We start from the raw sequence: 11,547 nt of genomic DNA on the forward strand, positions 1-11,547 counted from the left end.
CTACACAAGAGTATGGTTAACGTTAGGGTACTTTATACCTTTAACCATGTTTTCAAGGGGCACCGCGTTTATTCATGCGTATGCCAAATTATGCAGGATGCAAAAAATGATTAGTGTAATTTTAGAATTGATCAAGGCAGGGGTAGGGTTGTTTCAGAAGAAGAAGGATGAAACTGTACAGAACAGTCATGAGCAGAACCAGATTACTCTTGAGGAAACGCGTAATGGGTACACATGGCGGCAAGGCTTGGGATGGGTACTCACATTCATTGTACTCTGGAACTATGTTATCATTCCGGTACTGGCAGCGTTTGGTGTGTTACTACCGCCAGTACCGTTGAGTGAAGTATGGAAAGTACTTATACTATTGGTTGGTGGGAGTTAATTGGAGATTTCAAGATGAATGATGGTATGCCCTCACGCGACGAAATTTTAAAAAGTTTAATTGAGCAAGCTAAAGCAGTATCAGCAATCGACTTTGAACAACTTGAAAAAGATGGTGTTATAGAAAAAGTTAAAGGTGGCTATTTGGTTAAAAAAGATAGCCAGCTACCTTTTGCGGCCAAATCACTCATGAAATCAATGAAAAAAACTAAAGATGGTATGCAAATGGTTATTGGTAAACCATCTGCCGCAACAAAAAAATTAGCAAGTAAGTAAGAAATTAGGCCGATTTAATTCGGCCTTTACTTTGTATGGGGGATGATCAAGGACAAAGATATACTATTTTTGATTTCGCCTCTGGATCATATAAGTCATAAATCCCCGTTCTTGCACCCAATCCCTTTATAAAGATCATTCCATTTCTATCAGCTATTCCGCTGGGCTGTCCATATTTTTCAGAATAACCTAATTTCGGACTCAAGATACTGCTCCGATCAGGTTTTGGTTCTGGGATTATATAGAATTGATTACCGTAATCAATTATCGTCACAAACTCCTTCATTTCATGGGGTGATGTTTCATTATCTAATTGAACATTGACTGTACATAGTTTTGTTTTAGGGATGCTTATCCAATTTAATTGGTTTTCAAGTTGAGCTGCATTCAACTTTAATGAAGCAATTAATCCTAAAAATATTAATGCTTTCTTCATTTTTTTATCATCATTAAAATTTAACTACATTCCCAGATAGTATTTTGTACACCTGTACCTGCGGGTAGATTCGGGTTCATGTTAGCACTATGTGTATATGTTGCTTTAGATTTCCCATACTGCTTACATGCATTATTAGCTGTTTTCTGTAAACTATCCAAACCATACCAAGCGTCAGCCTGAATACTAACAGTCTTACCATCATTGTACTGGACCATTGCACAACCTGTTAAAGCTAATGCAATTAACATCATCCAAAGTTTTTTCATTATTTTTTCCTAAATACTGGTACTTAAATTGTACAGGTATAGATTATGGGAAAGTTAACAAAAAAGGAATCACAACAACATCAAAAAGTGATGGAGTTGGTACATTCAGATAGAGCACTAACATACGATGAAAAAGAGTTTATCCTCCAGAACTATGCAGGGGATGCCGTAGGTTCGACCGGAGCCTTCTTTACCCCTGAAATGCTCTCATGGGATTTCATCATTGATGCCGGATGTACCGGACGTTGCATTGAACTATGTGCGGGTATTGGAAGGCTATCATTCGATCAGTACCAGCGTAACAAACCAGAGCACATTACATGCGTTGAACTAAACCCAGAGTACGTAATGATTGGGAAGAGGGTACTACCAGAAGCTGAATGGGTTACTGGTGATGCATTAACTTTTTCAAGTGCTGATAGGTACGATGTTGTTTATGGTAATCCTCCCTTCGGTAAGATCAAAACCAGTGAAGTTAAAACTGGTAAGTACTCGGGTAGCGAGTTTGAGTACAAGATAATCGAACACGGTAGTACCTTAGCCCCGTATGGGGTATGGATAGTACCGCAAGGTAGTGCAGGTTTTGTGTACTCTGGGGTACATTGCTATGAGAGACGTGAAAGTACCAAGTACAAAAAGTTCTCTCAAGATACTGGCTGGACGTTCGAGGCAGGTTGCGGTATCGATACTTCTATCTACCGGGATCAATGGCACGGTACTAACGTAGTTTGTGAAGTGGTAACGGTTGAGTACCTAATTGTTGATCTGTGATTGAAAATGTCAGATTGTAGCCCTGTTGGATGGCGGTGATGGTGCACTTTTGCTATGATATGTTCAGAAATTACTTTTGGGAATCCGAAGTATCCTGTTGATATACCGGCCATTGCCGCAGCGGCAGCAAAATATGATGTTGCGCTGGAGATCAATAACTCCTCCTTCCTTCATTCGCGCAAGGGCAGCGAGGCGAACTGCCGGGCTATCGCCGCCGCCGTGCGTGATGCCGGGGGCTGGGTAGCATTAGGATCCGACTCGCACACCGCCTTTTCGCTGGGTGATTTTACCGAGTGTCGTAAGGTGCTGGATGACGTCGGTTTTCCCGAAGATCGGATCCTTAACGTCTCGCCGCGCCGCCTGTTAAACTTCCTTAAATCGCGCGGAATGCCGCCGATTGCCGAGTTTGCTGAACTTTAATTTTTTAATGGAACCTATAATGAACGAGTTTTCAATCCTCTGCCGCGTGCTGGGCTCACTCTACTACCGCCAGCCTGAGGATCCGCTTTTAGCCCCGCTCTATACGCTGATCCGCGAGGGCAAGCTGGCAGCAAACTGGCCGCTGGAGCAGGATGAGCTGCTGGCCCGTCTGCAAAAGAGCGTCGACGATCCCGCCCTGGTGACGGATTACCACAATCTGTTCATCGGTGACGAGTGCAGCGTTGCGCCATATCGCCATGCGTGGCAGGAGGGGGCAAACGAGGCAGAGGTCAGAGCATTTTTGGCCGCCCGGGGTATGCCGCTGACCGATGTGCCAGCGGATCACTTTGGTACTCTGCTGCTGGCTGCCTCCTGGCTGGAAGATAATGCAGCGGAAGATGAGAGTGAGGCCCTGGAGACGCTGTTTGCCGACTACCTGCTGCCCTGGTGTGGAACGTTCCTTGGCAAGGTTGAAGCCCACGCTGTTACCCCTTTCTGGCGCACCATGGCGTCGCTCACCCGAGACGCTATCGCCGCCATGTGGGATGAGCTTGAGGAAGAGTCCGCAGAGTAATGTGATTAGAATCACAATAACAATGTAACAATAGTCGCCAGATTGCAAATAAAGTGCTGGCGATCTCATTTCAATGGCACGCTTCTGCTAAGATGCGCGCCATGAACATACTCTTCTCAATTGCATTAACGACAGGCATTCTCTCCGGCCTCTGGGGCTGGGTTGCCGTCTCACTGGGCCTGCTGAGCTGGGCGGGTTTCCTTGGCTGTACGGCCTATTTCGCCTGCCCGCAGGGTGGGATTAAAGGGTTACTGATCTCCACCTTTACGGTAATGAGCGGCGTAGCCTGGGCGCAGGTCATTATTTATGGCAGCGCATTAAGTCCGCATTTGAGCATCGTTAGCTATCTGCTCACTGGCGTTGTAGCCTTCCTGATGTGCATCCAGGCAAAGAGTCTACTACTCTCCTTTGTTCCCGGTACCTTTATCGGCGCCTGTGCCACCTTTGCCGGGCAGGGCGACTGGCGAACTGTCGTTCCGTCGCTGGCCGTCGGCTTACTGTTTGGCTATGCCATGAAGAACAGCGGCCTGTGGCTGGCCAGCTGGCGCGAAAGAGCGGCCAGTAACAGCACAAAAAAAAGCGTGACGGAGTAGTCCGCCACGCTTCGATAGTGCTCAGGAGCGATTACGACTCTGGCGGCGTCGCCATATGGCGGTATTTCACCAGAATCGGATCTTCGCTCTCCGCCTTGTTTTGCAGATCCCACAGCCCGCGATCGATACCATCGTTGATCAGGTAAATCACCCCGGTTTCAATCGCTGACATCAGGCACAGCATGACGGGTTCGTTCGCAGTAAAGCCGATCTCACCCTCCAACAGACGCTGGTAGTCAATGAAGCGGAAGACCCCGGCCTGCACCTCATAGGAGAGGATCGTCTTGCTGGTGTTGACCGACGACAGGATCTCTCCGGTACTCACGTTGACCACGCGCAGGTTAACCGCGACCTGATCAAGCTGGTACTGGGTGTCGGCCCCGATGCCAAAGTAACGCGCACCCACTCCACCGGACTTCACGTTGCTCTCATAGCCGATAATCGAGCCTTCGACCATCACGTTAGCCGCAGTCAGCGACTGAAGCGGGAAGCGGTTATTAACCGCCACCGTGCCGTTCTCCTGCGCCGCACGAATGATCTTCCGTTCGTTAAGCAGGTTCTGCAGCCCCTGGCGCTCAAGCGGAATAAACCAGCGTGAATCCTTCAGCGCCGTGACAAGCATAGAGGTGGCGCTCTGCGGGACTGCGGTAGAGAAGTTACTCGCCGGATAGGCTTTAAACTGTCCGGTTTCATCCTGAATATTATAAACAGAGACAAATATCTTACCGGTTGGCATCGGCAGATGGGTTAAATCTTGATAACTTTGGGCCCGAGGCATTAATGTTGGTTTGGCTGCTTCTTTCGGTGGTGCCGTTAAGCATCCGCTGAGTAAACAGACAGCCAGCATGGTGAGTAAGCGCTGCATAATTATTATTCCTGTAAAAACGGTAGCTGTGCTTTAAAAGTCGGTTGAACCACTCTGTAAACCCGACACCTCTATAGTGGATGTTTTCCCGGTTTTGCGATCTGTTACGTTGAGCTGAAGCTGCCCGTCGTTATTAGCGATATCAACAATAAAATCACTGGTGATCATTCTTCCCGGCTTGCCAGTATTAATATTGGTCAATAATCCTCCCAGTACCTGGGACTGAATGGCCTGGGTAAAGTTATCCAGTGCTGAGGGTGTTTCTATTCCGTAAGTATCGTCATAATCCGGGTCTTTATAGGAGTTTTGCGCCTGGGCGCTATTTAATAAAAACGCGCCATTATTGGGGTTGCCACCAAAATTAGGGTTGCGAAACTGGAAGGTCATATTTCCAGCCCATATTGACGGCGAGACAAGCAAAAGCGTGACTATGGCACAGGCAATACGCATGTGAGCCTCCGAAAGAAATTTATCGTGTTTTAGAATTCATCTCGCGCTAAATCGCCAGTACCAAGCAATGCTTGATCTATCTGCCGGCGATCCAGTGCTTCCTGGGTTTGCGCTATCGCGGCGTTGACGTTGTTGTCAAAGTCGCGTTTGGTAGGAAATAAAAACGTCTGGAATATTACGTCCTGATTGACCGTAATGGTTATCCAGCTTCCCCACCGTGCGCTGGGACGTTCATTGATGCTCAGGTTCCCTGTATAACTGCTTTCCCATTTATCACTAAAAGCACGATAAAAATCGTGTCCAACAGAAGAGACCGTACGATCGGTCAGCAATCCGGGAACTTCCACTTCGACAGCGCGCAGGTTCCCGGCAGCCAGCAGGAGACCTGCGGCTGCAAACCATGCAACGAACCGTTTCATGGGATTATCGCCTGAGGTTATCGTTAGCCCAGGAGACGGCCTGTGTACGATTTTTTACGGATATCTTTTTGAAAAGATTGTAGAGATGGGTTTTTACCGTATTTTCACTAATAAACAGCGAGCGGGCAATCTCATTGTTCGATGCGCCAATTCGCAGTTTATTAAGGATCTCCTTCTCCCGGTGCGTGAGCAGCGCGGCTTCGGAGCTGTTGTAACGGTAGTTGCCGGAGTGGGTAATGAGGTAGCTGGCCAGCTTCTGGGAGAAGTAGCACTCGCCGCGCTGTACGCTGAGAAGACCATCAACAACACGGGACTGATCCTCCGTCACATAGAAAACGCCGTTGATATGCGGCCAGCTCTCTATGTCACGGAACGGGTACTCGTCCGGCGTATTCAGCAATAACAGCTTAACTGCATTGTTTTTCCTGCCTAAATTGTCCTGCCAGTAATGGATCAGCTTCTTATCTGCCTCCATCATGTCGAACAGAATCACGCTTCCGGGCGATATATCATCCAGAGAACGTTGAATATTATGCACTTTCCCCGATAGAGAGAGGGACTGTTTCAGATGCTGCAGCAAGGCAGCAGCTTGTAAGGAAGGTTTAGTAATCAAGAGAATAGATTGACTTTGAAAACTCTGGACTTCGTTAAACATAATAAACCCCGCTTGTTGGTACACCTGTCTTTTTCCCCAGGTCTTACTGGGTATCCAGAAGTACTGACAGATGTTGCACTGCTGTGTGTAATCAATAAGAGTGAGCCCTATGGGCGAAATTTAACAAAAACTCAAACATACTGCTGATTTCAATCTAGCCATTACCAATCTTAAATCAAGTGTTAAACATGTAACAAAATGTAAAAGTAAATTTTAAAATGTAATATTGACGATTATTTGATGTATAAATTTCATGGAAAAGTTGTACAAATTAATACTTTTGCATCAGATTTAAAAATCATACAAATTATTTTAAGATACTGTTTTTAAAGGTAATATATCTTAAAAGGCAAGATTTTGATTTTTTTATGCTGCTAAATTTTATGAACTTGCGTTATCAAAGTCAGGTCGGGGGTGAAAAAAGTTGCTTTGGTGATCGCAAAACCACAAAATTTTTACGCGTACCCGCATGTGGCTGCTACCAGGGCATAACTCAGTTCCGGTTGTTATAACGCTCAAACCTGTACCAAACTTCTGTCGCAAAATTTATTTTATGCATCATCCGGCTATTTTTTAGGACGTTAGCACTTTAAGGTGAACATATAGATAAAAATACCACTGCTGGGTGAGATATTATTAATAATTGCCGTTACATACTCTTTTCCGTAACGCAGCGTTAACGGATGTAAAAATACGTTAATAACAGCGGAGCAAATTATTTAATAGTGAGAATAATCCAGGTCCAGGTGACAACATGAAAAACAGAACGTTGATTATGGTGTTAACAATGCTGGGTGCGCCTGGGATAGCCGCCGCGTCAGGTTATGATCTGGCTGTATCGGAATATAACTTTGCGGTAAATGAATTGAGCAAAACGTCTTACAATCAGGCTGCGATAATTGGCCAGGATGGTACCAATAATAGCGCCCAGCTACGTCAGGACGGATCTAAAATGCACGCTGTTATCTCCCAGGAAGGGGCGAGTAACCGGGCAAAGATTGATCAGGCAGGAGCCTATAACTTTGCGTATATAGATCAGTCAGGCAGTGCTAATGACGCGAGTATAACGCAAGGTGCATACGGTAATACCGCAATGATTATTCAGAAAGGTTCGGGTAACAAAGCGAATATTACTCAGTATGGTACGCAAAAAACGGCAGTTGTAGTGCAGAGGCAATCACAAATGGCTATTCGCGTTATTCAACGCTAAATCCGTTGTGAATCTAATATATCAATCCGATGGGAGTTAACCATGAAATTCATTAAAGTGGCAGCATTGGCAGCGATCGTTATTTCCGGCAGCGCTTTCGCAGGTTCCGTTGGTCAATATGGCGGCGGCAGCTTCGGCGGCCCGAACTCTGAATTAAGCATTTTCCAGTACGGCAGCAATAACTCCGCGCTGGCTCTGCAGACCGATGCTCGTGACTCCGATCTGACCGTGACTCAGCATGGCTCACGTAACGCCGCAGACGTAGGCCAGGGTTCTGATGACAGCTCTATCAGCCTGTCCCAGAACGGCTCTCGTAACAATGCCACTATCGACCAGTGGAACAGCCGCCACTCTGATATCGACGTACGTCAATACGGTACCGCTAACGGCGCGCTGGTTAACCAGACCGCGTCTCAGTCTTACGTAGAAGTACGTCAGGTTGGCTACGGCAACAACGCAACGGCTAACCAGTACTAATTCTATCTGGTGCGAAAAAACAGGGCTTCGGCCCTGTTTTTTTATCAGGAGGCCGCCATGCACCCCTTTCTCTTAGTTGCCGCCCTGGCCAGCCAGATTACGTTTCTGACCGAGCGCCAGCAGGATATCTATACCATTACCCCCCAGGTCGTTGTCACCCAGCCCTGCGTTTGCCAAATCCAGATCCTTACCGTGCACGCGGGCGTAAGCGGGCAGAGCAATACCCAGCAGCGAAAGACGCTAACCCTGCACGCTAACCAACCGACCAAACTTGCGCGCCTGAGCATGAATATCTCGCCAAAAGATACGGTCAAAGTTGTTGTGACGGTGACCGACGGAGATGCCCTGCACCTCGTGCAGCAGTGGCCCGCTGAGCAATAAAGCAGCAATATTCAGTGTAAAATCAACCTGCTGGATCGCTATACAGTCTGACTGAACGCCGTGTAATTTCTCCCGCCTGCCACACCCTGCTATACACTTAGTTGAAAGCGATGAGATAAGAGAGGCAAATATGCAATCGCGTATGGAGGTTATTCAGGGTGACATTACCACGTTACAGGTAGATGTCATTGTTAATGCGGCTAATCCCTCCTTAATGGGTGGGGGCGGCGTCGATGGCGCTATTCACCGTGCCGCCGGACCCGCGCTGCTGGCCGCCTGTAAAGCCGTGCGGGAGCAGCAGGGCGAGTGTCCGCCAGGCCATGCGGTGATCACCCTTGCCGGGGCACTACCGGCAAAGGCGGTGATCCACACCGTGGGGCCAATCTGGCGCGGCGGTGAGGATCACGAGCAACGCCTGCTGGAAGATGCCTACCGTAATAGCCTGAAGCTGGCAGAGGCCAACGGCTATCACTCGGTGGCGTTTCCGGCAATCAGCACTGGCATTTACGGTTTCCCTAAACCTGCCGCAGCAGAGATCGCTGTCGCTACGGTTTCGGATTATCTAACCCGGCATCCGTCGATTGGTCAGGTATACTTTGTCTGTTATGACGATGAAAATGCCCGGCTTTATCAACGACTACTCACCCAGCAGGGTGACGAACCAGACGCATAATACGCGACTGGGGCGCGCGATCGCTCCGGCTTGCGCAGCCCATCCCGACGCGTGCGGCATTCTGGCGCTGGACAATAGCCTTGACGCCTTTGCTGCACGCTATCGGCTGATTGAGATGGCTGAGCGTACCCTGGACATTCAGTACTATATCTGGGAAGACGATATGTCCGGGCGGCTGCTGCTCTCCCAGCTGCTTAAAGCGGCCCGGCGGGGCGTTACGATCCGCCTGCTGCTGGACGATAACAACACCCAGGGGCTGGATGATATTCTGCGCAAGCTAAATGCCCATGCCAATATCGACGTCCGGCTGTTTAATCCCTTCTCTTTCCGCCTCTTCAGGGCGCTGGGGTATCTTACCGATTTTGCTCGCCTGAATCGGCGCATGCACAATAAAAGCTTCACCGCTGATGGCGAAGTTACCATCGTCGGTGGTAGAAATATTGGCGACGCGTACTTTGGCGCGGGAGAGCAGCCGCTCTTCTCCGATCTTGACGTACTGGCGATTGGCCCGGTGGTAGGCGACGTCGTTGCTGACTTTGAACGCTACTGGACCTGTAAGTCAGTTTCCACCCTGGAGAAAGTGCTCGATATTAAAGATGATGATATCGATGGACATATTCAGGTGCCTGAGTCCTGGTACAACGATGAGACGGCGCGGCGCTACCTGTCCAAGCTTGAAACCACCCAGTTTTCCACCCGGCTAGAGGCGGGAACGCTGCCTATGCTGTGGGCCAAAACTCGCCTGCTGAGCGACGATCCGCGCAAGGGGCAGGGCAGGGCGCGCGAGCATACCCTGCTGCCGCAGCGTCTGGTGAAGGTGATGGGGATGCCGCAGGAGCAGATTGATATCATCTCTGCCTATTTTGTCCCGACCCGTGCCGGGGTAGCGCAGCTGCTGCAGATGGTACGCAAAGGGGTGAAAATTGCCATTCTTACCAACTCGCTGGCGGCGAACGATGTGGCGGTGGTGCACGCGGGCTATGCGCGCTGGCGTAAAAAGCTGCTGCGCCACGGCGTAGCCTTATATGAGCTAAAACCCACCCGGGAAGGTGGCCGACATATTCACGATCGCGGCCTGACGGGTAACTCCGGCTCCAGCCTGCATGCTAAAACCTTTAGCATTGATGGCGCGAAAGTATTTATCGGCTCGTTTAATTTCGATCCCCGTTCGGCCATGCTCAACACCGAGATGGGCTTCGTCATTGAGAGCGAGCCGCTGGCGAAGGTGATCCATAAACGTTTTCAGCAGAGCCAGCGCGATGCTGCCTGGGAGCTGCGCCTTGACCGCTGGGGGCGAATTAACTGGATCGACACCCAGGACGGCCAGGAGCAAGTATTAAAGAAGGAGCCTAAAACACGTTTCTGGCAGCGAATGCTGGTGCGATTAGCCTCCCGGCTGCCAGTGGAGTGGCTCCTTTAAATTAGTTCCGCACCTCTTTCGGCTGCGCTTTGCTCACCTCAGGCTTGCCGGAGAAGAGAAAACGCAGCAGCGGAATGCGCAGATGCACCTCATAGAGTGCTATGGCACAGCCCACCACAAAGATCAGCCCGCAGATAAAGCCCAGCGTATTGGAGTGAATAAGCGGGGTGATCCATGCGCCAAAGAGCAGCGTCAGCGGATGGTGCACCAGGTAGATAAAGAGCGATGCGTTGACGAAGTAGGTCACCCTGGACGACTGAAAGTTAAGCAGCCGGTGCCCCAGGGAAAAGACCACGTTCACCATCCACAGCCCCATCACCATCGTAATCACGCTCTCTGTCTCATACATCCATGCATCGCCGCTGCCGTAGCGCTGGTTCAGCAGATAGGCCACAAAGGCCAGCGCCGCGCCCAGCGTGCATCCCCACGACGGCGTAGTGAAGAGCGCCTTGAGCCGAGGCGTAATAAAGATTAGCGCTCCCAGCACAAAAAACGGTAGGTAGAACAGGGTCTGCATAACGGCAAAGTTAAACAGGCCGTCGCTGAGGATCGGCGGATAGAGAACCAGCAGGGTGCGGCGCAGTGCGGCATACAGCACGCCAAGCAGCAGAAACAGCAGCGTGAGCTTTGGCAGGGTAAGCTGGCTTAGCAGCGCGTCCGGATCCACCGCCACCGCCTGTTTGAGCTTACGGAACAGCACCAGTCCCAGCGTAGTCAGCACCACCAGCACCAGTAAAAACCAGAGGTGGGAAACCAGATCCCATACTAAGGTATTATACTTGTCGTAGAGGGAGAGGGTGTGCCAGCTATCGGCCTTGCCTTTAACGTGCTGAAGCATCAGGAACTGCGGCAGCGTTAACAGCGGGATAGCGGTCAGCATAGGGATGCCGACGCGTTCGACGCGCACTTTCCACCAGCGCTTCAAGGGATAGCGCAGATAGAGCATATAAGAGAAGTAGCCCGAGATAACAAAGAAGACCTGCATCCGGAAAGCGTGGATAAAGTCGTTAAACAGGGTCAGCCACCACGAAGGCGTAGCGCTGTTCACGTGCCAGACGTGGCTTGAGTAGATTAATGAGATATGAAAGGGGATGCCTAACAGCATCAGCCACGCGCGAATGGAATCTAAAAAGTATTCGCGCTGTGCGGGTATTTTACTCATATCACTCCGTGCAATATCAGACTTATCGCCTTATCCCTAAGGCCAGTTATGATTACATTCGTTGGCAACCCTACACTAAGCGTGGCGGCCTGTCTCCAGGATAAACGCGCAA

General features: G+C 49.6%; 17 protein-coding genes and 1 pseudogene. 11 read left to right on the forward strand and 7 right to left on the reverse strand.

Annotated features, from left to right (window positions below; genetic code table 11):
* The first annotated feature begins 106 nt into the window (after positions 1-106).
* Together RTM13_RS05200 and RTM13_RS05205 are read left to right on the forward strand one after the other, a co-directional pair.
* Entirely contained in the window at positions 107-385 is a 279-nt protein-coding gene (locus tag RTM13_RS05200) for a hypothetical protein (protein WP_312210701.1), read from the forward strand.
* Positions 349-660: a hypothetical protein gene (locus RTM13_RS05205; protein WP_312210702.1), complete on the forward strand. Its 312-nt coding sequence runs from the start codon at positions 349-351 to the stop codon at positions 658-660. The genes RTM13_RS05200 and RTM13_RS05205 overlap by 37 nt, the downstream gene beginning before the upstream one ends.
* A 46-nt stretch (positions 661-706) precedes the next feature.
* On the opposite strand, the gene RTM13_RS05210 is transcribed toward RTM13_RS05205, so the two are convergent.
* Both RTM13_RS05210 and RTM13_RS05215 read right to left on the reverse strand, forming a co-directional pair.
* Positions 707-1,096 (reverse strand): hypothetical protein, encoded by a 390-nt coding sequence (locus RTM13_RS05210; protein ID WP_312210704.1) that lies wholly within the window; start codon positions 1,094-1,096, stop codon positions 707-709.
* A 20-nt stretch (positions 1,097-1,116) separates the two neighbouring features.
* Positions 1,117-1,365, reverse strand: coding sequence for a hypothetical protein (locus tag RTM13_RS05215; RefSeq protein WP_312210706.1), 249 nt, complete (start codon positions 1,363-1,365; stop codon positions 1,117-1,119).
* A gap of 45 nt (positions 1,366-1,410) precedes the next feature.
* On the opposite strand from RTM13_RS05215, the gene RTM13_RS05220 reads away from it, so the two are divergent.
* The 4 genes and pseudogenes from RTM13_RS05220 (at position 1,411) to RTM13_RS05235 (ending at position 3,723) form a co-directional block, all read left to right on the forward strand.
* Entirely contained in the window at positions 1,411-2,136 is a 726-nt protein-coding gene (locus tag RTM13_RS05220; protein WP_312210707.1) for a methyltransferase, read from the forward strand.
* A 78-nt stretch (positions 2,137-2,214) separates the two neighbouring features.
* Positions 2,215-2,556: pseudogene (locus RTM13_RS05225) on the forward strand (phosphatase); the annotation flags it as partial.
* Between the two features lie 19 nt (positions 2,557-2,575).
* On the forward strand, positions 2,576-3,130 hold the full coding sequence (locus RTM13_RS05230; RefSeq protein ID WP_312210708.1) for a molecular chaperone: 555 nt from the start codon (positions 2,576-2,578) through the stop codon (positions 3,128-3,130).
* Positions 3,131-3,231: 101 nt separating this feature from the next.
* A complete protein-coding gene (locus RTM13_RS05235) occupies positions 3,232-3,723 on the forward strand; it encodes a DUF1097 domain-containing protein (protein ID WP_312210711.1) in 492 nt (163 codons plus the stop codon).
* Between the two features lie 31 nt (positions 3,724-3,754).
* Here RTM13_RS05235 and csgG read toward each other — a convergent pair whose 3' ends face one another.
* Genes csgG through csgD form a run of 4 tightly spaced genes read right to left on the reverse strand, consistent with a single transcriptional unit; the run spans position 3,755 to position 6,112 of the window.
* A complete protein-coding gene (gene csgG, locus RTM13_RS05240; RefSeq protein ID WP_312210713.1) occupies positions 3,755-4,588 on the reverse strand; it encodes a curli production assembly/transport protein CsgG in 834 nt (277 codons plus the stop codon).
* A gap of 33 nt (positions 4,589-4,621) precedes the next feature.
* Positions 4,622-5,038, reverse strand: a complete 417-nt coding sequence (gene csgF / locus RTM13_RS05245) for a curli production assembly/transport protein CsgF (protein ID WP_312210714.1) — start codon at positions 5,036-5,038, stop codon at positions 4,622-4,624.
* Between the two features lie 29 nt (positions 5,039-5,067).
* The gene (gene csgE / locus RTM13_RS05250) at positions 5,068-5,457 is read right to left on the reverse strand and encodes a curli production assembly/transport protein CsgE (RefSeq protein WP_312210716.1); all 390 of its coding nucleotides are present in this window, start codon (positions 5,455-5,457) and stop codon (positions 5,068-5,070) included.
* 4 nt (positions 5,458-5,461) lie between these two features.
* Positions 5,462-6,112 (reverse strand): biofilm master transcriptional regulator CsgD, encoded by a 651-nt coding sequence (gene csgD / locus RTM13_RS05255; RefSeq protein ID WP_042392665.1) that lies wholly within the window; start codon positions 6,110-6,112, stop codon positions 5,462-5,464.
* A gap of 754 nt (positions 6,113-6,866) precedes the next feature.
* Between csgD and csgB the strand changes: the two genes are divergently transcribed.
* The 5 genes from csgB (at position 6,867) to RTM13_RS05280 (ending at position 10,273) form a co-directional block, all read left to right on the forward strand.
* Complete coding sequence (csgB, locus tag RTM13_RS05260) at positions 6,867-7,322, forward strand: curli minor subunit CsgB (RefSeq protein ID WP_312210718.1); 456 nt, start codon at positions 6,867-6,869, stop codon at positions 7,320-7,322.
* 42 nt (positions 7,323-7,364) lie between these two features.
* Positions 7,365-7,799 (forward strand): curli major subunit CsgA, encoded by a 435-nt coding sequence (csgA, locus tag RTM13_RS05265; RefSeq protein WP_312210719.1) that lies wholly within the window; start codon positions 7,365-7,367, stop codon positions 7,797-7,799.
* 57 nt (positions 7,800-7,856) lie between these two features.
* Positions 7,857-8,180 (forward strand): curli assembly chaperone CsgC, encoded by a 324-nt coding sequence (csgC, locus tag RTM13_RS05270; RefSeq protein ID WP_312210720.1) that lies wholly within the window; start codon positions 7,857-7,859, stop codon positions 8,178-8,180.
* A gap of 130 nt (positions 8,181-8,310) precedes the next feature.
* Entirely contained in the window at positions 8,311-8,853 is a 543-nt protein-coding gene (gene ymdB / locus RTM13_RS05275; protein WP_103819491.1) for an O-acetyl-ADP-ribose deacetylase, read from the forward strand.
* The gene (locus RTM13_RS05280; protein WP_312210722.1) at positions 8,786-10,273 is read left to right on the forward strand and encodes a phospholipase D family protein; all 1,488 of its coding nucleotides are present in this window, start codon (positions 8,786-8,788) and stop codon (positions 10,271-10,273) included. Before ymdB ends, RTM13_RS05280 begins: the two co-directional genes overlap by 68 nt.
* A 1-nt stretch (position 10,274) precedes the next feature.
* Here the strand turns inward: RTM13_RS05280 and mdoC are convergent, their stop codons facing one another.
* Positions 10,275-11,435, reverse strand: coding sequence for a glucans biosynthesis protein MdoC (mdoC, locus tag RTM13_RS05285; protein ID WP_312210724.1), 1,161 nt, complete (start codon positions 11,433-11,435; stop codon positions 10,275-10,277).
* Between the last annotated feature and the right edge of the window lie 112 nt (positions 11,436-11,547).

Origin of the sequence: Pseudescherichia sp. (assembly GCF_031979925.1) — a bacterium.
Taxonomy (GTDB): Bacteria; Pseudomonadota; Gammaproteobacteria; order Enterobacterales; family Enterobacteriaceae; genus Pseudescherichia.